We start from the raw sequence: 24047 nt of genomic DNA on the forward strand, positions 1-24047 counted from the left end.
TGCGGCCCGCAAACAACGCCGATTCGGGTCTGACGCCTAGCGCCGGCAGTCCTGCGACAGCCGGTCGAGCGCCTGCGACAGCCCCTTCAGCGAGAACGTGTCGGTTGTCTCGGTGCCCTTGGCGGAGACGCCCTTCACGGTCACTTCGGCGGATTTGCGCATGGCGTCCACCATCCGCTCCTCCTCGGCCGCGTTCTTGATCCAGAGGCCGTCGCCCTGGGTGTACATCGCATACGACCCGCCGCCGACCTCAAGCGTCGACTCGGAGCCGGGCTTCAGCGCATAGCCGATCATGATCGAGACTTCGTTGACGACCTTCTCGGACGGCCGGGTCGAGACGAAGGCATAGGCCGGATCGCGCGGCCGGTTCGGCGGGTTGGTCTTCGACGACGACGGCTTGGCCAGCGCAAAGCAGACCTTCTTGCCGTTCGGGGTTGCCGTATAGGCGCCCCAGGTACCGAACTGGCCGATCAAGGTCGGCTCGGCGCCACCGGCGGCGGCCGCAGCTGCCGACGGCGCAGGCTTGGCCGCAGGCGCCGGCGTCGATTTGGCCGCGTCCTTTTTGGCTTGCGCCAATGCGACGGAACTCAGCCCGCACACCAGCGTACCCGCAATCAACGATGTCACTATCTGCCGCACGGGCAACTGGTTCCCCCATCATTGTGACCTGAAGATGGCCCGGCAGCCCCCACTGCCCGCGACGATGGATAACGGGGAAATCGCTTTTTGGGAAGGCAGTTAGCCGGTGCGCCGGCCGCGCTTCTGTGGGCGCGCCGACCTCAGCCTTTGGTACGAGACGCGCGCTGGCTGGCCCATTGCTCCTCGGTCCAGCGCAGCAGATCCTCGGCGCCGGAACTGCGCAAGTGCGCGCCACCGTCCTGCACCACCATCTCGCCATTGATGTAGCCGGCCTGGTCCGAGATCAGGAAGCTGGCGAGATTGGCGAGTTCCGAATGCTCGCCGGCGCGGCCGAGCGGAACGCGATGCGCCCAGCTTTCGTCCCTGCCCTCGGGACGGAGCTGGCCGGTGGCGCCGGGGGTGGGGAACGCGCCGGGGGCGATCGCGACGGTGCGGATGCCCTTCGGCCCCCATTCCACCGCAAGGCTCCTGGTCATCGCCAGCACCGCCGTCTTGGCCATCGACGACGGCACCGTGAAGGCGCGGCCGGTGACGGTCGAGGTCGAGAGGATCGAGAGCACGACGCCTTTGTGTCTTCCCTCGATCCAGCGCCGGCCGGCGGCCAGCGTGCAATACATCGTGCCGTGCAAGGTCGGCGCGAGGATCGCGTCCGCCGCACGGAATGACAGATGCTCGGACTGCGCAATGAAAGTTGCGGCAGCATTGTTGACGAGTATGTCGATCGGCGCGTCCTGCCAGATCTGATCCATCATCGCTTCGACCGCAGCGCCATCGCGGATATCGCAGCGTATTGTCGAGACCTTCGCACCGAATTCACTGCGAAACCTGGTGGCGGTTTCTTCCAGCAATTCCATCCTGCGGCCGCAGATGGTCAGCTCCGCGCCGAGCTCGGCAAAGCGCCGTCCCATCGCCGCGCCGAGGCCGGAGCCGCCGCCGGTGATCAGGATGCGCTTCTGCGCCAAGAGGCCCTTTTCAAACATAGTTTGATCCTTCCGCGTCGTATTGTGGCCCAGCCTCAAATCCGGCAAGAAGCAGAGAACCTTTCCACGTCCGACGATAAATCAGGTGTGTCCATGAAAGCCATTCTCTGCTCGCAATACTGCCAACCCGATGATCTCGTGCTGGCTGACGTGCCCGATCCCGTCGCCGGCCCCGGCGAAGCCGTGATCGCGATCAAGGCGGCGGCGCTGAATTTCTTCGACATCCTGATGATCCAGGGCAAGTACCAGATCAAGCCGCCGTTCCCGTTCTCGCCGGCCGCCGAAGTCGCGGGCGTAATCGAAAGCGTCGGCGATGGCGTGACGGATCTGAAGGTCGGCGATCGCGTCGTCGCCTCTTGCGGCCACAACGGCGCGCGCGACAAGATCGCGCTGCCGGCGAATTCGATCGTGAAGATTCCCGACAATCTCGACTACGACCGCGCCGCCGGCATCATCATCATCTACGGCACCGCGCTGCATGCGCTGGAAGATCGCGCGAGCCCCAAGCCGGGCGAAACGCTCGCCGTGCTCGGCGCTGCCGGCGGCACCGGGTTAGCTGCGTGCGAACTCGGCAGACTGATGGGCCTGAAGGTGATCGCCTGCGCCTCATCCGACGAGAAGCTCGCCTTCGCAAAACAGCACGGCGCCGAGCTGACGCTGAACTACGCCAAGGAAGATCTGAAGGACGGCCTGCGCAAGCTGACGGGCGGCAAGGGCGCCGACATCATCTTCGATCCGGTCGGTGGTTCGTATGCCGAAGCAGCATTGCGCTCGACCGCATGGGAAGGCCGCTTCCTCGTGATCGGTTTCGCCGCCGGCGACATTCCGAAGATGCCGCTCAACCTCGCGCTACTGAAGGGCTGCGATATCCGCGGCGTGTTCTGGGGCGCCTGGGCGCGCCTCAATCCGGAGAAGAACCGCAAGAACCTCGAGAAGCTCGTGCAGTGGACCGCGGAAGGAAAGATTTCTTCGCATGTCGACCGCACCTTCCCGCTGTCGCAGACCGCGGAAGCCTTGAAGGTGCTCGCCGGCCGCAAGGCGATGGGCAAGGTGATTCTGCATCCCGGAAGCTGAGTCCAGACCTCCCCTTGAAATGGGGAGGTCGCTTCGCGCAGCGAAGCGGGTGGGGATCAGGTCTCTCCGAGAGAGCGTCGCCTGTGGCGGACCCCCATCCCGACCTTCCCCCTTGCAGGGGGAAGGGGAAGATAGACCTCGGCGCTCGTCCGACGCGCGCAATCCGGTTTACGCGCGCGAAACACTCGCGTTTACCGTGCGCCATCAATTCTTTGAATATGACGCCCCTGCCTCAATCGAGCCAAAACAAATCCCAATTCGCTCTGCTCCGGGCCGTTTTTTCGGCTGATTCACAGGGCGAATAGTTCCCGGCGCGGGCACTCTGAGGAACCCCAATAACAATAACAACCAGACACACCGAAGATGCCCGGCGTTGCGTAACAGTAACGGGGAAGCATCACCATGGCGGGACAATTGATACGCATGCCGTCGTCGGATCCGCCGACGAGCAGGGATAACGAAGACATCAACGAACCCGAATTCGCACCCTATCGCTACAAGCGGGCAGCGCGGGAGCATATCGACAGCGGCGCGGACGAGCCCGTCCCGCTCTTTCTCTCAACTGTGGTCGACGACGTCGTCGATGAGCGACGTGGCGTGCGCAGCCGCTCGCGGATCCGCCTCGCCCTTGTGGCCGCGTCCGTCGTGGCGCTGGCGGCGGCGCTGCTGTCCGTCGACGCGACGCGCGACATCATCACCCACGCCAAGGCATCGCTGACCGGCGCTTCGCCGGCCGAGACCCGGGTCGCAACAGCGCAAGCCGTTGAACCCAAGGCCGCTGAACCCAAAGCCGTCGAACCTGTTGCGCAGGTCGAGCCGCAGGTTGAGCCATTGGCCACGACGGACGAACCCATGCGCGCGCGAATGGCGGCCGCCTTTCAGGACGCGGTCAAGAGCCGCGCCATGGCGGAAGCGCCACCCGCCGCGCCGCCCGCACGGCGGCTCGATTCCGGCGAGCTGGCTGCGCTGCTGAAGCGGGCGAACAGCATGCTGGCGATCGGCGACATCGCAGCGGCACGCCTGCTGCTCGAGCGCGCTGCGGATGCGGAAGATGCCGACGCCGCCTTGCTGCTGGCGCGGACCTACGATCCCGACGTGCTGCGCTCCAGCGATGCGCGTTCGGTCAAGCCCGATCCGGCGCAGGCGCGGACCTGGTATCGCAGGGCAGCCGAGCTCGGCTCGCAGCATGCCCAGCAGCGTCTCGCACAGATGCAAGACTAGAGCCCTATCGGTTCTGTTGAATCAGAACCGGGCTCTGGATTCTTTTTCTTGACGCGTTTTCTTCACGCGAACCGGAATCCACTTCGCTCGAAAACGCTACTAACACTTCGAGGGATACATGCGACGTTTGTTTGGACTGGCGTTGATCGCCATCATGATGACGTGCGGCTTGTCTGCCCGCGCGGAAGACACCGAAGCCGATCCGGCCAAGGTCAGCGAAAGCCTGAAGGCCATTTTCCAGTTCGGCTCTGTCAGCACGAAGCAGAGCCTCAATGCCAATACCGTGACGCTGATCTCGGGCACGATCGGCGGCACCTATGTTCAATTCGGCGCTGATCTGGCTTCCGTGCTCGACGACGGCAACAAGTTGCGCGTACTGCCGATCGTCGGGCGCGGTTCGGTGCAGAGCGTCGCCGACATCCTGTTCCTGCAGGGCGTCGATCTCGGAATCGTCCGCGCCGACACGCTCGACTATCTCGAGAAGAAGGGCTTCGCCAAGGATATCAAGAAGCAGTTCACCTATGTGACGAAGCTCTACAATGAGGAGATGCATGTCATCGCGCCGAAGGCGGTCAAGAGCCTGAAGGAGCTCGAGGGCAAGACCGTCAGCGTCGACCTGCCCAATGGCGGCACCTTCGTCACCGCGATGGTGGTGTTCGAGCGGCTCGGCATCAAGCCGAAGTTCGTCTATGTCGAGCAGCGCATCGCGCTCGAGCGCATGAAGGCCGGCGAGATCGACGCCGTCATCGCGGTCCAGGGCAAGCCGTCGAAGGCGGTCGGCCAGTTCAAGGACGATCGCTTCCATCTGGTCCCGGTCGAATACGCCAAAGCGTTGCAAGGCGATTATCTGCCGGCGAGCCTGAACGCCAAGGACTATCCGAACCTGATCGGCGATCAGGAACGCGTCGACACCATCGCGGTGCCGGCGGTGCTTGCCGCCTACAATTGGGCGCCGAATACCGAGCGCTATCGCAAGCTGGCCTTGTTCGTGGATGCCTTCTTCACCAAATTCCCGGCCTTCCAGAACCCGCCCTTCCATCCGAAGTGGAAGGAGGTCTCGCTGGCCGCGCCGCTGCCGGACTGGAATCGGCTGCCGGCGGCGAAGCAATGGCTCGAGAAGCATAATGTCGAAGCCGTCACCCGCAGCCGCTTCGACGAATTCCTGAAGCAGTCGCCGGCCGCCGCCAAGCTGCAGACGAACGCCGACAAGGAGGCGCTGTTCAAGCAGTTCCAGGCCTGGGAAGCGGACAATGCCCGCGCGCAAGTCCGCGGCGGCGAGAAGCGCTAGCACGCGCAACGGAGCGTAACCTCCCCTTGAAAAGGGGAGGTCGCTTCGCGCAGCGAAGCGGGTGGGGATCTGCTCTCTCCGCGTTCAGCGGAGTATGCGGGCTGCCCCCCATCCCGACCTTCCCCCTTTCAGGAGGAAGGGGAAGAGGAATCCTCACTCCTCGTCGACCACGCCCCGCTTCAACGCGGCCCGCGCGTGCTCACGATGCTCCGGCGTGATGTGCGTTGCGACCATGCGCAACGCGGTGGCAAGGATCGCGGCGTCGTCGGTGAAGCCGAGCATGGGCAGCATGTCGGGCACGAAGTCGAACGGTAGGATGAAATAGGCGATCGCCCCTAACAGCGCCGCCTGCACGTGCCGCGGCGTCTCCTTGTCGAAGGCGCAGTAATAGGCGGCGAGCAGATCCTCCGCAAAGGGCAGCTTCGCGAACACCTGCTTGAACTTGATCCAGAAGCGGCGGCGCACGCTGTCGCGGTCCTGCGCCAGGCGGTCGGCCGGCTCAAACCCCACGCTATGTTCGCTCGTTGCCATGACAGAAGCCCTCGCCGCGCGGCCATCGGTCCGCGCCCATGGGAATCTGGGGATGTCGAGTTATCTGCGCAAGGCGGGTCAGACCAATCCCTTCATCCTGAGGAGCCTGCGAAGCAGGCGTCTCGAAGGACGAGGCCCACCAGCCGGACCTCATGGTTCGCCCGGCGAAGCGAAGCATCGTCCGGAGACGCCCTACGCGCTCCTCACCATGAGGGGTTAGGACACCCCAAGCTGCCTTGCGATTGCGTTCATCGCCTTGGCGAGGTCGATGTCGCGCTTGGTGACCCCGTCGGCGTCATGGGTCGACAGCACCACCTCGACCGTCTTGTAGACATTCTTCCACTCCGGGTGATGGTCGTTCTTCTCGGCGACCAGCGCCGCGCGGGCCATGAAGCCGAAGGCTTCGTTGAAATCCTTGAACACGAAGGTCTTGGCAATCGCTTCCCTACCCGCCACCTCGGACCAGCCCGCGAGTTCCCAGAGCGCCGCTTTCCGTGCCTCCGCCGACAACCGCTCGATCATGAACCACCTCCGTATTTCCACCGACCTTACCTTAAACGAGCTGTGGCCGGTGATGGGTCCACGCCCAAAATATGACCGAAACCGTCGCCAAAGCGCGTCCTATGGCCGCTGGTAACCATGACGCAGATGTAACCGCGGCCGGGCAAGGAATTTGCTAGAATATTCAAGGTAAGCGCGTTGGCAGTGACCAGAATTGGCCCCACAGGATTGTCTGCGAGATCGATGACCGACGGCCCCGGCCCTGCGGATGTCCAGCCCAAATCGCCCCGTTCGGCGGTACGGCGGCTCACTTTCGTCCTGATCGCCGGCGTCCTCGCCCTCGTCGGCGCGCTGGCGGCCGGCTATTATTTCGCGATGCGCCCGGTCACCTTGCGGATCGCGGTCGGCCCCGCCAACAGCGATGACCTCAGGGTGGTGCAGACCCTGGCGCAGGCCTTCAACAATCAGCACAACAACATGGTGAAGCTCCGCCCGGTGCAGACCGACGGCGCCGCCGCGAGCGCGCAGACGCTTGCCGACGGCAAGGCCGATCTCGCCATCATCCGCGGCGATCTCGAAGTGCCGAAGAATGCGCAGGCGGTCGCGACCCTGCGCAAGAACGTCGTGGTGCTGTGGGCGCCGCCGCCTGCGAAGGGCAAGGGCAAGAAGGCCGCCAAGATCACCAAGATCACCCAGCTTGCGGGCCGCAAGATCGGCGTCGTCGGCCGTACGCCGGCCAATGTCAATCTGCTCAAGATGGTGCTGCAGCAATACGGCGTCGATCCGCTCAAGGTCGAGATCGTCCAGTTCCCGGCCAATGAAGCGGCGGAAGCGATCAAGAACCAAAAGGCCGATGCCTATCTCGCCGTCGGTCCCGGCGGCAGCAAGATCACGATCGACGCCATCACCGCCTCCTCCCGCGACGGCGGCGCGCCGACGTTCCTGGCGATCGATGCGGCCGAAGCGATCGCGCAGAACCATCCGGCCTATGAGGCCTCGGAGATCCCCGCGGGCTCGCTCGGCGCCTCCGATCGGCCGGAGGAAGAGGTCAAGACCATCAGCTTCTCGCATCACATCGTGGCGCGCAGAGGCCTGTCGGAATCGACGGTTGCGGCGTTCACGCGGCAGCTGTTCGGCGTCCGGCAGTCGCTGAAGAACGATTTCCCGCTCGCCGCCCGCATCGAGACACCCGACACCGACAAGGACGCCACCATCCCCGCCCACCCCGGCGCTGCCGCCTTCGTCGACGGCGAGGAAAAAACCTTCCTCGACCGCTACAGCGATTACATCTGGTGGAGCCTGATGGCGCTGTCGGCGATGGGCTCGGCCGGCGCCTGGTTCGCCGGTTATCTGAAGAAGGACGAGCGCAACACCAATAGTTCCCAGCGCGAGCGCCTGCTCGACATGCTCCGCACCGCGCGAAGTTGCGATTCCACCGACGAGCTCGACCAGATGCAGACCGAGGCCGACGACATCCTGCGCGACACGCTAATCTGCTTCGAGCACAGCGCCATCGAGCAGGGCACACTGACCGCCTTCAACATCGCGCTCGAGCAGTTTCACAATGCGGTGGCCGACCGCAAACTGCTGCTGATGAGCATGCCGCAGAATTTGCAGCGCGCGAGTGCGCAGTTCAGGGCGGCTGGGACGGCGTAGGCGATCAATCTATCCGCGGGGGTTTCTTCGCCTCTCCCGCTTGCGGGGGAGGCCGACGCGCGTAGCGCGGCGGGTGGGGGTGCCTCCACAATGGGATTCGCGGAGAGAGCCCCCACCCCACCCTCCCCCGCAGGCGGGAGAGGGAGCCAAACAGAGTGCTCACCTCACGCTGTAATCCCACCGTCACAGAATTTTCCTACCTCTTGCCCCGCTTGCGGCGCAGTGTCGCGCTGCACCTGAGGAGGCTCCCCAATGACGACCCGGTTTTCGCGCAGTATCACCCGCAGACGCTTTCTGTCGACCACGGCGGCGACCGGTGTCGGGCTGATCGCGATGCCTTATCTGTCGCGCGCGGCCGACCGTCCAATGGTCACCCATGGCGTGCAGTCCGGCGATGTCGGCGTCGACGGCGGCGTGGTCTGGGCCCGCGCCGACCGGTCCGCGCAGATGATGGTTGAGGTCGCGACCACCGAGTCCTTCAAGGACGTCCGCGCGCTGCCGCCGATCGCAGCCCTCCCTGAGAGCGACTTCACCGCAAAGATGCTGCTGGAGAACCTGCCGTCGGGCCAGGATATCTTCTACCGCGTCCGCTTCCGCGACCTCTCGCATACCGACATCGCCGGTGAGCCCGTGGTCGGCCGCTTCCGCACCGCGCCGAGCGATCGCCGCGACGTTTCCTTTGTCTGGGGCGGCGACGTCGCCGGCCAGGGCTGGGGCATCAACCCCGACGACGGCGGCATGTTCACCTTCTCGACCATGAAGAAGCACAAGCCGGATTTCTTCCTGCATTCCGGCGACACCATCTATGCCGACGGCGTCATCAAGGCCGAGCAAAAGCAGCCGGACGGCAAGATCTGGAAGAACATCACGATCGAGGAGAAGTCCAAGGTCGCCGAGACGCTGAACGAATTCCGCGCCGCCCACAAATACAACATGCTCGATGAGAACCTCCGCGCCTTCAACGCCGAGGTTCCGATCTTCGTGCAATGGGACGACCATGAGGTGACCAACAACTGGTCGACTTCGAAGCAGCTGCCCGAGGCCTACAAGGAGCGCGACATCACCCTGCTCGCGGCGCGCGCGGCGCGTGCGTTCCACGAGATGTATCCGATGCGCGAGAGCATCGTGGAGCCCGGCCGCGTCTATCGTCAGCTGAGCTATGGCCCGCATCTCGACGTCTTCATGCTGGACGAGCGCAGTTATCGCGGCCCGAACGGTCCGAATTTGCAGACCGAATACGGCCCCGACGCCTACTTCATCGGACCAGAGCAGCTCGCCTGGCTGAAGCGCGCACTCCTCAACTCGCGCGCCACCTGGAAGGTGATCGCATCCGACATGCCGCTGTCGATCATCGTCTATGACGATGCCACCAACAAGAAGGGCTCGGAAGCCTTTGCCCAAGGTGATGGTCCGGCGCGCGGCCGCGAGTTGGAGATCGCCGACATCCTGCGCTTCATCAAGACCGCAGGCATCGTCAACACGGTGTGGCTGACCGCCGACGTGCACTACGCGGCCGCGCACTACTACAATCCGAACAAGGCCCAGTTCCAGGATTTCGACCCGTTCTGGGAATTCGTCTCCGGCCCGCTGCACGCCGGCACCTTCGGCCCGAACGAGCTCGACAACACGTTTGGCCCCGAAGTGAAGTTCGTCAAGGCGCCGGGCCTCGAGAACCAGAACCTGCCGCCCTCGGCCGGCATGCAGTTCTTCGGCCACGTCAAGATCGACGGCAAGAGCGGCCAGCTGACGGTGTCCTTGCGCGATCGCGCCGACGTCGAGCTGTGGTCGACGACGCTCGATCCGAAGCCGGTGTAGTTTCACCTCTCCCCGCCCTTCTGCGGGGAGAGGTCGAAATTCGCGCAGCGGATTTCGGGTGAGGGGCCGTGCACGATCGTGCCGTACGGACAGTCCGGCCGGCTCCTCGACTGACTAGCCGGCAAACTTCGAACTCGCGGCCACAGCGCGCCACGCCCCTCACCCGCCGCCTGCGCTGCGCTCCGGCGTCGACCTCTCCCCGCAAAAGCGCGGGGAGAGGTGAAGGGGCACCGCTGCCCGCACTGATGAACCGCACCAACGGTTCAGGCGACCATATCAAGCCCGGTCGATTGCGGACCGAGGCCGAATCCATGAGTCGCTGCCGTGAAACTCCGAGGACTATTCATCGCCGCGGCGCTGCTGCTTGTGCCCTCGCTGGCATCGGCCCAGGCGCCGCTGCAGACGCCGGCCGAGCGGGAAGCGCTGATCCGCGACGCCTATGCTGCACCCTACGGCAAGATGCTGATCACGAGGCTTGGCGAAGGATTGCGCAGGGATGCCGATCCGGCCTGCCTCGGCGACAAGGGCTTGAAATCCGACCAGCTCGAAGCCCGCGGCCGCGACCTCCTCATGGCATGGAGCCTGCGTTTCATGGAGCGCATGGCCACCTTCTACGATACCAAGGTTCTCGCCGAGAAGTTTCCCGACTCTGCCGAACTGGAGAAGCTGAAGCAGAACGCCGACGTGAAGAAATATCTCGCAATCACCGCGCCCGCGCGTCAGGTGAAGATTCTCGATCCCATCATCGAAAACTTCAGCCGCTATCTTCTGGTGTACCGCGTCAAGCTGAGATTCGTGTCGCCACTGGAAACCGGCGATACGAGCAACGACCCGACCGACGCCGTCGAGAAAGCTGCCGACAAGTTCGTTGCGAGCAGGAAGTCGAAAGCGCTCGACCGCTATCTCGATCTGGTCGAGCAGGCCGGTCCCGCATTGACCGCCTCGATCAGGAAGGACGAAGCCGTTGCGTCCGGCGCCCCCGTCAAGCTCTTCAAGGGCGTCGAGGCCGATCTGGCCGAGCTGTGCATCAGCTCGGGGAAGTAATCTTTAACGACTGGCGCCACACGTACGCTGCACCTCTCCCACAAAAGGGGGAGCAGGAAGGGTCACACCTCCTTCCGCCGCAACGCCGCCTCCAGCACCTCGCTCGAGCACGGCTTGTTGAGCCGCGGCTTTTCAGCAAGCGACGGCGGCAGCCGCACGTCCGAGCCGTAGCCGGTGACAAAGACGTAGGGCACACCGAGCCCATCAAGCCGTTCGGCGATCGCAAACGTCTTCTCGCCGCGGATCAAACCGACGTCGAGCAGCGCGAAATCCGGCACGCGCGACGCGATCAGCTCGAGCGCACGCGCGACGCTGGCCGCGGTGCGGACCGCGGCCACGCCAAAGCTCATGATGGTGTCCTCGAAATCGAGTGCGATGATCGGATCGTCTTCGACGATCAGGACGTCACCGGGCATGCCGACGCGGGGAGCGGGTTTCATGTCTCGCCAGTCCAGTTCTTGATGATGGAGGAAATCCGGATTGGCTCCGGAATGATGGCCCGCTGCCGGCACCTCGAAAGCGCGCCGGCGGTTCCCGGCATGAAACCCACCACAACAGAACGCCGCCGTCTGTTCACTAGTGAACATAAAGACGGGAACTTTTCGATTATCGTCAGCGTTGGAACACAGGAATTTCCAATGCTCACGAAACAGACTGAGGTGGCCGGCACGACTGACCGGCCGTTCAACAATTTGCTGCGCCGGCTGAACGCCGCCGACTACGCGCTGATTGCGCCGTATCTGTCGCAGGGCGACGCTGTGGCCAACGATCTGCTCTACAACCCCGGCGACGATGTCGAGACGGTGCATTTTCCGTGCGGACCGAGCCTCGTCTCCTACATGGTGCCGAACGAGGACGGCCGCGACGTCGAGACCATCCTGGTCGGCCGCGAAGGCGCGGTCGGCGGCATCGTCAGCCAGGGATTCTTGCCGGCCTATACCCGCATCACCGTGAAATTCGGTGGGCCCTTCGCGCGGCTGCCGGTCAGCAAGCTCGACGCCGCCAAGCTCACATCGATCTCGGTGCGCAACATCTTCGCGCGCTACGCCGACTGCATGCTGGCGCAGATCTTCCAGTCGACCGCCTGCAATGCGATCCACTCGATCGAGCAGCGCGCGGCGAAATGGATCATCTCGGCGATGGAGCGCACCAACGGCGACGGCGTCGTGCCGCTCACCCACGAGCAGCTCTCCACGCTGCTCGGCGTCGGCCGCAGCTACACCAGCCGCGTGATCCAGAGCTTCAAGGCCGAAGGCGTCCTGGAGACCCGCCGCGGCTCGATCGTGGTCCGCAACCTCGACGGCCTGCGCCTGCGCTCGTGCCTCTGCAACGACGCGGTGAAGGACCATTTCGAAGAGGTGCTGCGCGGCGTCTATCCGAGCGAGGATGATGAAAAAGAAAAGTAGGGCGGATTAGCCAAGCGTAGTCCGCCATTCGATGGTACGAGAATGCGCAGCCGTATTTTCTTATTCGATTGTCATCGCCCGGCCTGTGCGCGATTGCGCACAAGGACCGGGCGACCCAGTAAGCCGAGCCCCATCGGCTCAATCACAACCGCCTCTGGAATACTGGATCACCCGCATGCGCGGGTGATGACACCGTTAGGCTGTTTCCCTCAGCGGCCGAGCATCAAATCGCAATACCCGTACCCATCACGCTCGACACGCTCGCCGGTCGTCACCACCAGCCGATGCCTGAACATCGGGCCGGCGACCACGCAGGTGTGAAACTCGCCGTTCTCGCCACAGGGATCGATCCCGTCAGGCAGATCGGCCAGCAGTGCTGCATCGAACCGACGTCCCGCGAACGCGACCGGCAGCTTCTTCATATCAACCGTCGCGAGATACGCTTCCAGCCCGCTTGCGATCATCGCCTGCGCCAGTGCTCGTGTCGGCCGCTGCCACAGCGGAAACACCGGCGTGATCCCGGTGCCGGCGAGCTTCTGCTCGCGATAGGCCCTGATGTCGGCAAGGAAGAGATCGCCGAAGATCATGTGCGTGATGCCGTCGGCGATCGCCTGCGCCACCGCCTCGCCCATCCGCGCTTCGTAGATGTCGTTCGGGCAGGGATATGGGATCGGCACGATGCGTTGCGGAAGGCCGGCAGCCTCGCACTGTGCGCGCAGGATTTCACGGCGGACGCCGTGGATCGAAACGCGGTCGAACGTCTCCGTCACCGTCGTCAGCGCGCCGACCACATCGAGCTCGCCGGCGCGCAGCACCTCGTGCAGCGCGAACGCGCTGTCCTTGCCGCTGGACCAGGAGATCAGTGCCTTGGGGCGGGACATCAATGCGATGGCGCTGCGGAGCGGGCGGGCGCACGGCGCGGCCGGGTGGTGCCGGTCGGCGTTTCAGGTGCGGCGTCGCGGAGCGCGCCGATCCGGCGCAGGGCGGCCTCCGCCGCGCGCTCGCCGCTCTCCCAGGCACCGTCGATCGTGCCCCACAATGTCTCGTGCGTGGCTTCACCGGCGAAATACATGCAGCCGACCGGCTCGGCCAGCGCGCGACGTGAGGATTGCGCGCCCGGCGCGGCCGCCGACATCGCGCCCTGGATGAAAGGCGAGGCATTCCAGCGCGTCGCGCTCGACTTCTTCACGGCGGCCGCGGCATCGCTGCCGTAGAGCCTGGTCAGCCATTCCACCGCGAAGGCAACCATCGCCTTCTCGCCTTGATCGGCGAGATCGCGGCCGAACGAGCCGCCGACATCGATCGTGCACAGCGACGAGCCGCCGATATTGGCAAACAGCAGCGCCGTCTTGTTCGAATTGCTCTGCTCGATGATGACGTCGTCGCGCGCAAGGCCCAGCGGATTGCCGGCAATCTGCAGCGCGATGCGATCATAGCTGCCGAGGCTCAGCTTCGACGCGGCATCGAGCACCCGCTTCGGCGGATCGGACTCAAACTTGATGTTGCCGCTCATGAGCACGTTGGTCGAGACGGTGATGATTGCGGCACGCGCGGTGATCCGGCCCGATGCGGTCTGCACCACGACGTCGCGATTGCTCCAGGACAGGCGCTGCGCCGGCGTCGACAGCGCCAGCGGCAAGCCGTCGGCGAGCTTGGTGATCAGCGTGCCCAGGCCCTGCCGGCAGGCGATCGCGGAAGTGCGGTCCTGCGCGCGCGCCTTGTCGAGCGCCGAGACGTCCTTCAGATCCTTGCCGCTGAAATTGGCGCCGAGCAGAAATTCAGTGGTCGCAGCCCAGTCGCCGAGATCCTTCGGCAGCGCCGCGGCGCAGGACACATCGGCCTTGCGCGCAGCCTCATCAATGGCGCGGTTGCTACGCACCAGGGCCGCGAGAAACTGCTCGGTCTCGCCGGGGCGCGCGTTACGGCGGCCGATGCGGATTTTCTGCCCGGACGGCGCGGCGACGGTCTCGAGGCCTGCGGAGCGCGCGAGACGGATCAGCGGATTGGTCTCGGGATTGTGCATCCAGCGCGCGCCGCGATCGAACGGCACCTCGAAGGACGTCATGTCGGTCTGGCAGCGGCCGCCGATCTGGCTGGCTGCCTCCAGCACGATCACCTTGCGGTTGGCGGCGGCGATCCGCCGCGCCGCAGCAATGCCGGCCGCACCGGCGCCGACCACCACGATATCGGCCTCGCGCGGCAACGGCGCAGCAAATGCCCGGCTGCCAAGCCCAGGCGCCAGCGTGAGGCCAGCGGTCGCCGACAGGAAAGCGCGGCGGGTCATTGTCATGGCATGGTTTCCGGGGACTTGCAGAAAATGGAACGCTTCGCGAACTGTGCCGCATCTCACCGACTGCAGCAACCGCCATGGTGAATCAATCATGATTGATCCGCTTCGCGCATGAACTAAATTGAAACGGCTTGCGACCATGCTAAGGGAACACAAAAGCGGGCACAGAACCGCCGGGGGGAATTCATGGGCGTAGTGCTCGATACTGTCGGCCAATGGATTGCGGGGTACCTGCAGAAAGAGGTGCCCGGCTACGAGCCGTTCACCCCGAGCGATCCCGAACATCTGCGCGGCATCATCCAGCCCGGCGACGTGCTGCTGGTCGAAGGCAACAACCGCATCTCCGGCATCATCAAGTATCTGACGCAGTCGACCTGGTCGCACGCCGCGCTCTATGTCGGACCGGTCGATGGCGCCACCGAAGCCGACGGCGAGCAGCATGTGCTGATCGAGGCCAATATCGGCGAAGGCGTCACCTCGTCGGCGCTGTCGAAATATTTCGCCTATCACACCCGCATCTGCCGCCCCGTCGGGCTGTCGTATGAGGACCGCACCACGGTGTGCCGCTACGCCATCAACCGGATCGGCTTTGGCTACGACACCAAGAACATCGTCGATCTGATGCGCTTCCTGATCCCGCTGCCGATCCCGCAGCGCTGGCGGCGGCGCATGATCGCGTTCGGCTCCGGCGATCCGACCAAGATCATCTGCTCGGCGCTGATCGCGCAGGCGTTCGACGCGGTGCGCTATCCGATCCTGCCCAAGATCACCCGCGCCGCCAGCCGCAAGGCGCGCCGCGAGATCCTGCACATCCGCGACTCCTCGCTCTACATGCCGCGCGACTTCGACATCTCGCCCTATTTCGAGGTCGTCAAACCCACCATCGTGCAAGGCTTCGACTACACCGCGTTGCACTGGGCCGACAAGCAGAAGCCGCTCCAGGAGGTGGCGGGCGAATTCCGTGTGTTTCCAGCGGTCAAGTCGCCGCCGCTTGTTCCTGAAGAGATTGACCAAGAAGCGCCGGTTCAAGTTCCGGCTGAAGAAGTGAAAGAGCCGGCACCTCTCTAAAACGTCGCCGCCAATGTCAGCCGCACCGCGAGCGGTTCGGCCGGATGCACATGGCGATCAGCGACGCCATCGATTGGCTCGCCCGGCAGCCGCGACAGATAATAATATTCGATCTGGTTGGTCTGCGCGTTGAACAGATTCAGCACATCGAGCTGCAGCCGCATCCCGTTGTCGAATCTGTAGCCCGCCCGCGCATTGACGATCAGCGAGGACTGCGACCGCACGCTGTCATCCTCGATCAGCGGACGCGGGCCGAAATAGCGGGCACGCAGCGCGCCGAACCAGCCGGTCTCGCGGCCAAAGGTGATGCCGCCGCTGGCGACCCAGGCCGGCGCGCCCGGAATGAAATTGCCGACGGGATCAAAGTTGGTGAAACGCGCGCGGGTGTAGGCCAGATCGAAATCGAGGCTCATCCACGGCAGCAATTTGTATTGGTTGGTCCACTCGACCCCGACCCGCCGGCTCGGCCGGCTCGGCTCGGTGGTGCCGGCATCGCCGACGAACAGCAGCTCGGAATCGAAATCGAGCACGAATACCGCGAGCGACGAGGTGAGTCCGTCAATCGCCCTGGTGCGGATGCCGAGCTCGGCGCCTTTCGAGCGCACCAGCAGCGGCACGCGATCCAGCGGCGTCACCTTGTCGTTGGGATCGACCGTGATCGTCGCACCGCGGATATCATTCGAATGCAGGCCGAAGCCGGCATTGCCGTAGAACTCGGTCCTGTACCAGGGCCCGAGCACGATGCCAGCTTTAGGACTCGTCATCGCCGCCTGCGCGTTGCCGGAATTCTGCGGCGTGTCGCTCAGCACATGGCCGGCGAAATAGTCCTCGCGGAGGCCGACGGTGGTGCGCAGCCAGTCGGTCCAGCGCGCGGTGGTGTCGGCCCACAGCGCGACGCTGCCCTCCTGCACCTGGTCGTTGCGCACGGTGGAGAGGATCTGCCGCTGCATCGTCTTGTACAGGCCGACATTGATGTCGTCGCCACGGGTCTGCACACCGACGCGCGTCTCGGTGTCGATCCCGGCGAAGCGGACATCGAAGGTATGGCTGGCGCTGGCACCGTAAACGGTGCGCTTGTCGGTCTGGCTGAACTGATCGCCATGGACGGGGTCGTCGAGGTAGTAGGTGAAATTGTTGTAGAGCTGCAGCGACGAGCGGATCACATAGGCATTGGCTTTGGTTTGCCCATACGCGCTCGACTGCGCCCAGTTGCCCGAGAGGCTGAAGCGACTCGAGGTGCCGCCATCGGTCGGATCGAGCGAGCCGTAGCGATCGATCAGGCCCTGGTCGATCGCGCGCTGCGCGACCTGGTCGGTCGAATTCCAGCCGTTGGAATAGGCCATCGCGGTCAGCGAAAAGCCGTCGGTCGCGGTGCCCTGGCTGTAGCGCAGCACGCCGTTGAGCTTGCGGATATCGTCCGGCACGTCCCAGGGACCGTTGTACTTGTTGGCCTCGAAGGCCGCGAGCAACGTGCCTTCGCCCACTTTGGTCGAGCCTGCCGCAAGCGCGCGCTGATAGCCGAAGCTGCCGATGGTGATCTCGGCGAGGTTCTTCGGCAGCTTGTCGAGATAGTTGATGTCGACCGCGCCGGCGGAGGCGAAATCGCCCTTGTCGGCGTAGTACGGCCCCTTGCGGACATCGACGGAGCGGATCAGCTCGGGAATCATGAAGTTGATGTCGGCATAGCCCTGGCCGTGACCATGGGTCGGCATGTTGACGGGCATGCCGTCGACGGTGATGGCGAGATCGGTGCCGTGGTCGAGGTTGAAGCCGCGCAGAAAATACTGGTTGGCTTTGCCCTCGCCGGAATGCTGGGTGACGATCAGCCCGGGCACCGCCTCCAGCGCTTCGCCGGGGCGCGAGAATGGGCGGGCGTTGATCGTCTCGCCGCTGATCTCGGAGGCGCTGGCGGCCGTGGGTTGGAGCCTGGGCGTCGTGTCCGAGGCCGTGCCGCCGGTGACGCCATTGCCGCCTGCCGCAGGCTGGCTCACCACCGTCGCAGGCTTGCGGCCGGTGCCCGCGTGAGCCGGATGCGGCGATGGCCTGGCGCGCTTCGGCGGCTTTTGATCCGGCGCGTCGATCGTCACCGGCGGCAGCTGGCCCGCGGCGGCGGCGAGGGTCTGTGCCTCCGCAACCGGGGCACATGCGGCCATGGATGCGGCGGCGGAAAATATCCGCAAGACAGACCAACGCAACGCCCATGCCCCCGCACGATGCTGCTACAGTCGCGCGAACCGCACCAGCCAAACCAACCCGGCAAAGTGACGCTAGCAAGCCCGGTATGACGTTACAATCAAATTATCATACCGCCGCCGCGCACCGCCCATACGGACATCGCATGCAACGGATCACCATCACCATCGAGGACGATTTGCTCGCGGAGATCGACGCCGCCGCCGAGGCGCGCGGCTACCAGAACCGCTCCGAGATCATCCGCGACCTCGCCCGCGCCGGCCTGCAGCAGAGCGCCGAGGAGGCGCCGTCGGGGCAATGCGTCGCGGCGCTGGTCTATGTCTACGATCATGCCGCGCGCGATCTGTCGAAGCGGCTGGTGCAGAATTTCCACGGCCACCACGATCTCTCACTGGCGACACTGCACGTCCATCTCGACGACGACAGCTGCATGGAAGTGACGGCGCTGAAGGGCGGAAGCGGCGAGGTCCGGCATTTCGCCGACCACATCATCGCCGAACGCGGCGTGCGCTACGGCCGCGTCGTGATGATCCCGACGGGGCCGGAGAAGAAAGGCCACAAGCGCGGGCATCGGCACGATTGATGAACTACGCCGCCTTCGCCTTGCTGCCGCACGGCAGGCCTGCGCGGGCCATGCCGCCATAGAGCGGCTCGTTCGGCATCTCGGCCTTGAGGATCGAACGCACCGCGATCAGCCGGTCGAGATCGATGCCGGTCGGAAAGCCCTTGCTCTCGCAGAGGAACACGAGGTCCTCGAACACCACATTGCCGGTCGCGCCCGGCGCGAACGGGCAGCCGCCGAGGCCACCGAGCGAACCGTCAAGCACGCGGGCACCCTCATCGAGCGCGGCGGCGGCGTTGGCGATTCCCATGCCGCGGGTGTCGTGCAGATGCACGCAGACCGGTTTTGATCCCGCGATCTTCACCGCGCCCCGCGTCAACTCGCCGACGTGCTTCGGGCCGGCATAGCCGACGGTATCAGCGATCGCGACCATGTCGACGCCGACCTCATACAGCTTCTCGGTGAGACGCAGCACCTCCGTCGGATCGACGGGGCCTACGATCGAGCAGCCCAGCGCCATCGAGATCGCGGCGTTGACGATCGGCTTGTGCGCGCTGGCATCGCGCAGCTCGCAAAGCCGCCTGACGTTCTCGATCGCCGACTCGCGCGAGCGGTTGGCATTGGCCTGGCTGTGCTCCTCGGTCGCGGACACCACAGTCGCGATCTCGGCAACGCCGGAGGCCAGCGCCTCGTTGACGCCGCGCTCGTTCAGCGCCAGCGCCACGCCATGCGCGCCGGGCAGCGCCGCGATCGTCGCAACGACATCGCTGATATCGACGAATTGCGGAAAGGTCTTTGCCGGCAGGAACGAGCCGACCTCGAAGATCCTCACACCGGCGGCGTATTCATCGCGCACCCAGCGCTGCTTGGCGGACGTCGACGGAAACGTCTTCACCAGCTGCAGCCCGTCGCGCAGGCCGACTTCGCGCAGGCTCACGCGGTCGCTCGGATAGATATCGTGGACGCGGGTCATGGTGGGCCTCACGCAGCGTCTGGGGTTGATGGATAGTGTTGCCGTTCAAGCTCGGCGCGGACGTCCTCGGTATCGGCGCCGAGCGGGGCGACCTTGAGACCCTCGCCGATATTGCTGCCGTTCCACTCGACCGGCAATGCCGGCACCCGGAACGGTTTGCCGTCGGCGGTGACGTTGTTGACGAGACCGCCGGGCCGCAGCACGTGCGGATCGTTCAAGAGATCCTCGGGCCGGTTGATCGGCGAGAAGCAGATGTTGAGCGCGTCGAGCTTCGCTGACAGGTCCGCAACGTTCCAGGTCCTGATCACCTCGGCGACGCGCGGAATGATCCGGTCGCGCGCCATGATGCGGTCGGTCGTGCTGCGCAGCGTCGGATCCTCGGCAAATTCACGCAAGTCGAACTCACGGCAAAAGCTCTGCCAATGGCCTTCGGTGACGACGCCGATGAAGATGCGCTCGTCGCCGGCGGTGTCGAAGATGTCGTAGATCGGCCAGGCATGCTCGCGCTCGGGCATCGAGCGCGGCTTGCGGCCGGTCATCTCGTACTCAACCATGTGCTGCGCCACCAGGAACAGGCAGTTCTCGAACAGGCCGATGCGAATATCGGCGCCGGCCGTGTGGCCGCCGCGCTTCTGGTAGAGCGCGGCCAGGATCGCGATCACGCCGAACATGCCGCCCATGATGTCATTGGCGGAGGAGCCGACTCGCTGCGGCTTGTCGCGGGTGCCGGTCATCGCGGCGAGGCCCGACATCATCTGCACGACCTCGTCGAGCGCCGGACGGTGCTCGTAGGGGCCGGAGAGAAAGCCCTTGTGGCCGGTGACGATCAGATGCGGATGCTTCTTGCGCAATTCCTCGGCGCCAAGCCCCTGCTTCTCGAGCAGACCATCGCGAAAGTTTTCCAGAAACACATCGGCGCTTTCGAGCAGCCGGTGCATGGTCTCGCGATCTTCAGGCCTGGCAAGATCGAGCACGATGCTGCGCTTGCCGCGGTTGAACAGCGGGAAGAACGACGTCCCCATGCCGCCAAGCGCGCGCGTCTTGTCGCCGGCGGGCGGTTCGACCTTCATCACCTCGGCGCCGAGTTGCGCCAGGATCATGCCGCAGGTCGGACCCATCACCATGTGGGTCATCTCGACGACCCTCACGCCTTCCAGCGGCAGTCCGCTCCCGGTCATCGGCTTCTCCGTGCTCTTGCTCTTCTTTTTTGACGCGTTTTCTTCACGCGAACCGGTGTCCACTTCGCTCGAAAACGCTCTGGTAGTGGCCTAAACTTAGGCTTCCGCACGCTATCTGAAAAATATAATCTGTCGAATAGTGTATTCGTGGTTCTAGAACGCTCCCCATGGACTCGCGCCAGCTTCGCTATTTCATCGCGGTTTACGAGCAGCGCAACCTGTCGCGGGCGGCCGACCAGGCCAATGTCGCGCAATCGGCGCTGAGCCACCATATCGCCAATCTCGAGGCGGAATTTGCGACGCCCCTGTTCGAGCGCAAGCCGCGCGGCATGGAACCGACAGCGGCGGGCGAACGGCTCTATGAGCATGCCCGCATCATCCTGCGCGCGATGGCCGAGGCCGAGCGCGAGATCAAGGAGGGCGGCAGCGTGATTGCCGGCGACATCTCGATCGGCATGGCCAATTCCGGCATGAAGGCGATCGGCGTGCCGCTGATGCGCACCGTGCTGACGAAATACCCGAACCTGAAGCTGTCGCTGACCGAGAGCCTGTCGGGCGCGACGCTGCTGCATCTGTTGAGCTCGGAGGTCGATCTCGCGCTGGTCTACAATCCGCCGTCGGAAAAGGACCTGATCGCAGAACCCGTGCTGGAGGAGCAGATGTTCTGCGTCGGCACCGAAAAGCTGATCGGCAAGAGCAAGGCGCCGATCAGCTTCGAGGAGGTGACGCGGCTGCCGCTGATCCTGTTGCTCTATGGCCTGTCCTCGCGCGCGCTGCTTGACGATCCCGTACTGCTGAAGCGGCTGGAGGCCAACGCGATCCTGCATCTCAACTCGATCAGCGGCATGATCGGCGCGCTGACCGAAGGCCTCGGCTGCACGATCGCGACAAAGCTGTTCGTGAAGGAGCAGCTGAAGGCGAAGACCGTGGTGGCGCGCGAGGTGATCGATCCAAAACTGACGCGCACGCTGTATCTCTGCCGCTTACGGAACCGACCCATGACCTATGTGATGGAGGAGATGTACCGGCTGATCCGCGCGCTGATCGCCGAGCAGGTCGGCCGCGGCGCCTGGGAGGCGGCACAGCTGATCTGAGTACCCACCAGAGCGTTTTCGAGCGAAGTGGACACCGGTTCGCGTGAAGAAAACGCGTCAAAAATAGCGATCTAGATTCGCGAACGATTGCTTCGATATGTTCTTCTGGATTTCTGGCTCCCCGCCAAACATGGTCGCATCAGGCACGCTTTCCGAAAGAAAGGCGGCCTTTCGACCATCCGGGGAGGACCAGAATGAGCGCCGTCGACGCCGGCTCGGTTGCCGATCTTGCCATCACCAAAAGCGAGCCTGACCAGATTTCGCGACGCCTCGAGGCGCTACCCACCTCCTCCTATGTCTGGCGGCTGGTGATCCTGCTCTCGCTCGGCGGCTGCTTCGAGATCTACGACCTGTTCTTCACCGGCTACATCGCGCCGGGCCTCACCCGCAGTGGATTGCTGACCACCACGACGCACGCATTCTTCGGCTTCTCCGGCATGGGCGCCTTCGTCGCCGCGACCTTCGCCGGCCTGTTCGTCGGCACCTTCTTCCTCGGCTTCCTCGCCGATCGCTACGGCCGCAAGGCGATCTTCACCTATTCGCTGCTGTTCTACAGCGCGGCCTCCGTCATGATGGCGTTCCAGACCACGCCCGAGGGCGTGCTGCTGTGGCGCTTCATCGCCGGGATCGGCATCGGCGTCGAAGTCATCACCATCGACGCCTACATCACCGAGCTGGTGCCGAGCTGGATGCGCGGTCGCGCCTTTGCGATCAACCAGGCGGTGATGCTGTCGGCAGTCCCGATCGTCGCGGCGCTGTCGTGGTGGCTGGTGCCGCTGTCGCCTTACGGCCTCGACGGCTGGCGCTGGGTGGTGCTGATCGGTGCCGCCGCCAGCATGGTGATCTGGGTGCTGCGGCTCTACGTGCCGGAAAGCCCGCTCTGGCTCGCGCGCCATGGCCGCACAGATGAGGCCGACAAGATCATGCGGAAGCTGGAAGCCTCGGCCGGCACAGGCGCTCCGCGCCCGGCTGCGGCGTCAGCGATGACGCCGGCGCGTGCGCCGGTCAAGGGCGGCTATGCCGAGCTGTTCAGGCCGCCTTACGCCTCGCTCGTCGTGCTCTTCATGATCTTCAATCTCTGCCAGGCCTTCGGCGTCTACGGCTTCGCCAATTGGGTGCCGGCGCTGCTGGTCGAGAAGGGCATCAACGTCACCAAGAGCCTGCAATATTCCTTCATCATCGCCTTCGCCTATCCGCTGGCGCCGCTGCTCGCCTCGACGTTTGCGGATCGCTTCGAGCGCAAATGGATCATCTGCGGCGCGGCGGCGGGCATCTCGATCTTCGGCATCGGCTTCTCGCAGTTCACCGAACCGGCGCTCCTGATCGCCTGCGGCGTGCTGGTCACCGGCGCCAACATGACGCTGTCCTACGCCTATCACGCCTACCAGACCGAGGTGTTCCCGACCGCGATCCGGGCCCGCGCGGCGGGGCTGGTCTATTCGATGAGCCGGCTGAGCGCGACCTTCTCGGGCTTCATCGTCGCCTTCATGCTGAAGGAGGCCGGCGTCATCGGCGTGTTCGGCCTGATTGCTGCCGCCATGGTCATCGTGATCGTCGCGATCGGAATCTGGGGCCCCGCCGTCCGCGGCAAGCCATTGGACGCCTGAGTGCGTCACAAACGGCTCTTGCCGAAGCCATATTGCGTGTCTACCTCTCGGGAGTTTTTGAAGAGGTCAACCCGCCATGTTGGACGCCGCCGTCAAGGCGCTTTCGCAAATCCTGTCGCCGCCGATGCGCACGATCCTGTGGCGCTCGATCCTGCTCGCGCTGGTGCTGATCACGGCGCTCGCGGTCGGATTGCAGCGGGGGCTCAGCTGGTTTGCCGACTATGGCGAGGTCTGGGCCGAGGGCATGTTGGGCCCGAACTTCCACTCCACGCTGACCGTGCTGTCCTGGATCGTCTCGATCGCCGCCGGCTTGGGCGTCGTGCTCGGCGGCATCTTCCTGATGCCGGCGATCACCTCGCTGGTGGCGAGCCTGTTCGTCGACGATGTCGCCGACATTGTCGAGCGCGAGCACTATCCGGCCGAGCAGCCCGGCGTCGCGCTGCCGTTCGCGCTGGCGATGACCGAGGGCGTCAAGACCGCGCTCCTGACCATCCTGGTCTATCTGATCGCGCTGCCCTTCGTGTTGTTCGCCGGCGCGGGCTTCATCGTGTTCTTCATCGCCACCGCCTGGCTGCTCGGCCGCGAATACTTTGAGCTCGCCGCGATGCGGTTCCGCTCGCCCGCGGACGCCAAGGCGATGCGCAAGGAGAATGCGGCAACGGTGTTCACCGCCGGCCTGTTCATCGCGGCCTTCGTCTCGATCCCGATCATCAATCTGGCGACGCCGCTGTTCGGCATGGCCTTCATGGTCCACATGCACAAGCGCCTGTCAGGCCCGCGGCCGGAGCTGCTGGAGCCCAGCCGGCGGCAGATGTCGATGCGCTAACCATTCACCTCTCCCCGCTCTTCTGCTGTCCAATTCACACATCTTGCGGAGGAATTTGATCGCTGATTCCGTGAGTTGAGTGATGATTCGCGGGAGAGAGC

Annotated in this window: 22 protein-coding genes; 12 read left to right on the forward strand and 10 right to left on the reverse strand. The window is 64.6% G+C overall.

Translation table 11 applies throughout. The features are described 5' to 3' along the window. Positions 1-36: 36 nt before the first annotated feature. Positions 37-645: an invasion associated locus B family protein gene (locus JQ604_RS23820; RefSeq protein ID WP_212362658.1), complete on the reverse strand. Its 609-nt coding sequence runs from the start codon at positions 643-645 to the stop codon at positions 37-39. A 134-nt stretch (positions 646-779) separates the two neighbouring features. Then, a complete protein-coding gene (locus tag JQ604_RS23825) occupies positions 780-1619 on the reverse strand; it encodes an SDR family oxidoreductase (protein ID WP_212362661.1) in 840 nt (279 codons plus the stop codon). A gap of 93 nt (positions 1620-1712) precedes the next feature. Between JQ604_RS23825 and JQ604_RS23830 the strand changes: the two genes are divergently transcribed. The 3 genes from JQ604_RS23830 (at position 1713) to JQ604_RS23840 (ending at position 5202) form a co-directional block, all read left to right on the forward strand. Next, positions 1713-2693 (forward strand): NADPH:quinone oxidoreductase family protein, encoded by a 981-nt coding sequence (locus JQ604_RS23830; protein WP_212362664.1) that lies wholly within the window; start codon positions 1713-1715, stop codon positions 2691-2693. Between the two features lie 402 nt (positions 2694-3095). Beyond that, on the forward strand, positions 3096-3914 hold the full coding sequence (locus JQ604_RS23835) for a hypothetical protein (protein WP_212362667.1): 819 nt from the start codon (positions 3096-3098) through the stop codon (positions 3912-3914). A 118-nt stretch (positions 3915-4032) separates the two neighbouring features. Beyond that, complete coding sequence (locus tag JQ604_RS23840; RefSeq protein WP_212362670.1) at positions 4033-5202, forward strand: TAXI family TRAP transporter solute-binding subunit; 1170 nt, start codon at positions 4033-4035, stop codon at positions 5200-5202. Positions 5203-5355: 153 nt separating this feature from the next. On the opposite strand, the gene JQ604_RS23845 is transcribed toward JQ604_RS23840, so the two are convergent. Then, a complete protein-coding gene (locus JQ604_RS23845) occupies positions 5356-5733 on the reverse strand; it encodes a YkvA family protein (RefSeq protein ID WP_212362673.1) in 378 nt (125 codons plus the stop codon). 216 nt (positions 5734-5949) lie between these two features. After that, complete coding sequence (locus JQ604_RS23850) at positions 5950-6255, reverse strand: 4a-hydroxytetrahydrobiopterin dehydratase (protein WP_212362676.1); 306 nt, start codon at positions 6253-6255, stop codon at positions 5950-5952. Between the two features lie 222 nt (positions 6256-6477). Between JQ604_RS23850 and JQ604_RS23855 the strand changes: the two genes are divergently transcribed. The 3 genes from JQ604_RS23855 (at position 6478) to JQ604_RS23865 (ending at position 10749) form a co-directional block, all read left to right on the forward strand. Next, positions 6478-7890: a TAXI family TRAP transporter solute-binding subunit gene (locus JQ604_RS23855; RefSeq protein WP_212362679.1), complete on the forward strand. Its 1413-nt coding sequence runs from the start codon at positions 6478-6480 to the stop codon at positions 7888-7890. Between the two features lie 252 nt (positions 7891-8142). Beyond that, positions 8143-9705 carry an alkaline phosphatase D family protein gene (locus JQ604_RS23860; protein ID WP_212362681.1) on the forward strand — a complete coding sequence of 521 codons (1563 nt, stop codon included), beginning with the start codon at positions 8143-8145 and terminating at the stop codon, positions 9703-9705. 324 nt (positions 9706-10029) lie between these two features. Then, the gene (locus JQ604_RS23865; RefSeq protein WP_212362683.1) at positions 10030-10749 is read left to right on the forward strand and encodes a hypothetical protein; all 720 of its coding nucleotides are present in this window, start codon (positions 10030-10032) and stop codon (positions 10747-10749) included. A gap of 62 nt (positions 10750-10811) precedes the next feature. Here JQ604_RS23865 and JQ604_RS23870 read toward each other — a convergent pair whose 3' ends face one another. Next, complete coding sequence (locus tag JQ604_RS23870) at positions 10812-11189, reverse strand: response regulator (protein ID WP_212362685.1); 378 nt, start codon at positions 11187-11189, stop codon at positions 10812-10814. Positions 11190-11387: 198 nt separating this feature from the next. Between JQ604_RS23870 and JQ604_RS23875 the strand changes: the two genes are divergently transcribed. Continuing rightward, on the forward strand, positions 11388-12155 hold the full coding sequence (locus JQ604_RS23875; protein ID WP_212362687.1) for a Crp/Fnr family transcriptional regulator: 768 nt from the start codon (positions 11388-11390) through the stop codon (positions 12153-12155). A gap of 209 nt (positions 12156-12364) precedes the next feature. Here the strand turns inward: JQ604_RS23875 and JQ604_RS23880 are convergent, their stop codons facing one another. Then, positions 12365-13036 (reverse strand): adenine nucleotide alpha hydrolase, encoded by a 672-nt coding sequence (locus tag JQ604_RS23880; protein ID WP_212362689.1) that lies wholly within the window; start codon positions 13034-13036, stop codon positions 12365-12367. After that, complete coding sequence (locus tag JQ604_RS23885; protein ID WP_212362692.1) at positions 13036-14445, reverse strand: flavin monoamine oxidase family protein; 1410 nt, start codon at positions 14443-14445, stop codon at positions 13036-13038. Before JQ604_RS23885 ends, JQ604_RS23880 begins: the two co-directional genes overlap by 1 nt. A 186-nt stretch (positions 14446-14631) precedes the next feature. On the opposite strand from JQ604_RS23885, the gene JQ604_RS23890 reads away from it, so the two are divergent. Next, entirely contained in the window at positions 14632-15513 is an 882-nt protein-coding gene (locus JQ604_RS23890; protein ID WP_249158589.1) for a YiiX/YebB-like N1pC/P60 family cysteine hydrolase, read from the forward strand. Here the strand turns inward: JQ604_RS23890 and JQ604_RS23895 are convergent. Next, on the reverse strand, positions 15510-17666 hold the full coding sequence (locus tag JQ604_RS23895; protein ID WP_212362695.1) for a TonB-dependent receptor: 2157 nt from the start codon (positions 17664-17666) through the stop codon (positions 15510-15512). The two genes, JQ604_RS23890 and JQ604_RS23895, sit on opposite strands and share 4 nt — an antisense overlap. A 185-nt stretch (positions 17667-17851) precedes the next feature. On the opposite strand from JQ604_RS23895, the gene nikR reads away from it, so the two are divergent. Next, a complete protein-coding gene (gene nikR / locus JQ604_RS23900; protein ID WP_212362698.1) occupies positions 17852-18289 on the forward strand; it encodes a nickel-responsive transcriptional regulator NikR in 438 nt (145 codons plus the stop codon). 4 nt (positions 18290-18293) lie between these two features. Here nikR and JQ604_RS23905 read toward each other — a convergent pair whose 3' ends face one another. Next, positions 18294-19241 (reverse strand): hydroxymethylglutaryl-CoA lyase, encoded by a 948-nt coding sequence (locus JQ604_RS23905; protein ID WP_212362701.1) that lies wholly within the window; start codon positions 19239-19241, stop codon positions 18294-18296. 8 nt (positions 19242-19249) lie between these two features. Then, complete coding sequence (locus JQ604_RS23910) at positions 19250-20419, reverse strand: CaiB/BaiF CoA transferase family protein (RefSeq protein ID WP_212362703.1); 1170 nt, start codon at positions 20417-20419, stop codon at positions 19250-19252. A 167-nt stretch (positions 20420-20586) separates the two neighbouring features. Between JQ604_RS23910 and JQ604_RS23915 the strand changes: the two genes are divergently transcribed. The 3 genes from JQ604_RS23915 to JQ604_RS23925 all read left to right on the forward strand — a co-directional run bounded on the left by JQ604_RS23915 (position 20587) and on the right by JQ604_RS23925 (position 23946). Continuing rightward, positions 20587-21513, forward strand: coding sequence for a LysR family transcriptional regulator (locus JQ604_RS23915; protein WP_212362706.1), 927 nt, complete (start codon positions 20587-20589; stop codon positions 21511-21513). Between the two features lie 194 nt (positions 21514-21707). Beyond that, complete coding sequence (locus JQ604_RS23920) at positions 21708-23120, forward strand: MFS transporter (protein ID WP_212362709.1); 1413 nt, start codon at positions 21708-21710, stop codon at positions 23118-23120. 76 nt (positions 23121-23196) lie between these two features. Next, on the forward strand, positions 23197-23946 hold the full coding sequence (locus tag JQ604_RS23925) for a sulfate transporter family protein (RefSeq protein WP_212362712.1): 750 nt from the start codon (positions 23197-23199) through the stop codon (positions 23944-23946). The last annotated feature ends 101 nt before the right edge of the window (positions 23947-24047 follow it).

The organism is Bradyrhizobium jicamae (assembly GCF_018130695.1).
GTDB classification, from domain to species: Bacteria; Pseudomonadota; Alphaproteobacteria; order Rhizobiales; family Xanthobacteraceae; genus Bradyrhizobium; species Bradyrhizobium jicamae_B.

What these genes read in the sequence shown, in the direction of transcription:
- JQ604_RS23880 (WP_212362689.1), bottom strand. Translation starts at nt 13,036, where the DNA reads ATGTCCCGCCCCAAGGCACTGATCTCCTGGTCCAGCGGCAAGGACAGC.
- JQ604_RS23860 (WP_212362681.1), top strand. Translation starts at nt 8,143, where the DNA reads ATGACGACCCGGTTTTCGCGCAGTATCACCCGCAGACGCTTTCTGTCG.
- JQ604_RS23910 (WP_212362703.1), bottom strand. Translation starts at nt 20,419, where the DNA reads ATGACCGGGAGCGGACTGCCGCTGGAAGGCGTGAGGGTCGTCGAGATG.
- JQ604_RS23855 (WP_212362679.1), top strand. Translation starts at nt 6,478, where the DNA reads ATGACCGACGGCCCCGGCCCTGCGGATGTCCAGCCCAAATCGCCCCGT.
- JQ604_RS23870 (WP_212362685.1), bottom strand. Translation starts at nt 11,189, where the DNA reads ATGAAACCCGCTCCCCGCGTCGGCATGCCCGGTGACGTCCTGATCGTC.
- JQ604_RS23830 (WP_212362664.1), top strand. Translation starts at nt 1,713, where the DNA reads ATGAAAGCCATTCTCTGCTCGCAATACTGCCAACCCGATGATCTCGTG.
- JQ604_RS23840 (WP_212362670.1), top strand. Translation starts at nt 4,033, where the DNA reads ATGCGACGTTTGTTTGGACTGGCGTTGATCGCCATCATGATGACGTGC.
- JQ604_RS23845 (WP_212362673.1), bottom strand. Translation starts at nt 5,733, where the DNA reads ATGGCAACGAGCGAACATAGCGTGGGGTTTGAGCCGGCCGACCGCCTG.
- JQ604_RS23825 (WP_212362661.1), bottom strand. Translation starts at nt 1,619, where the DNA reads ATGTTTGAAAAGGGCCTCTTGGCGCAGAAGCGCATCCTGATCACCGGC.
- JQ604_RS23895 (WP_212362695.1), bottom strand. Translation starts at nt 17,666, where the DNA reads ATGGCCGCATGTGCCCCGGTTGCGGAGGCACAGACCCTCGCCGCCGCC.
- JQ604_RS23850 (WP_212362676.1), bottom strand. Translation starts at nt 6,255, where the DNA reads ATGATCGAGCGGTTGTCGGCGGAGGCACGGAAAGCGGCGCTCTGGGAA.
- JQ604_RS23905 (WP_212362701.1), bottom strand. Translation starts at nt 19,241, where the DNA reads ATGACCCGCGTCCACGATATCTATCCGAGCGACCGCGTGAGCCTGCGC.
- JQ604_RS23890 (WP_249158589.1), top strand. Translation starts at nt 14,632, where the DNA reads ATGGGCGTAGTGCTCGATACTGTCGGCCAATGGATTGCGGGGTACCTG.
- JQ604_RS23915 (WP_212362706.1), top strand. Translation starts at nt 20,587, where the DNA reads ATGGACTCGCGCCAGCTTCGCTATTTCATCGCGGTTTACGAGCAGCGC.
- nikR (WP_212362698.1), top strand. Translation starts at nt 17,852, where the DNA reads ATGCAACGGATCACCATCACCATCGAGGACGATTTGCTCGCGGAGATC.
- JQ604_RS23920 (WP_212362709.1), top strand. Translation starts at nt 21,708, where the DNA reads ATGAGCGCCGTCGACGCCGGCTCGGTTGCCGATCTTGCCATCACCAAA.
- JQ604_RS23875 (WP_212362687.1), top strand. Translation starts at nt 11,388, where the DNA reads ATGCTCACGAAACAGACTGAGGTGGCCGGCACGACTGACCGGCCGTTC.
- JQ604_RS23835 (WP_212362667.1), top strand. Translation starts at nt 3,096, where the DNA reads ATGGCGGGACAATTGATACGCATGCCGTCGTCGGATCCGCCGACGAGC.
- JQ604_RS23885 (WP_212362692.1), bottom strand. Translation starts at nt 14,445, where the DNA reads ATGACAATGACCCGCCGCGCTTTCCTGTCGGCGACCGCTGGCCTCACG.
- JQ604_RS23925 (WP_212362712.1), top strand. Translation starts at nt 23,197, where the DNA reads ATGTTGGACGCCGCCGTCAAGGCGCTTTCGCAAATCCTGTCGCCGCCG.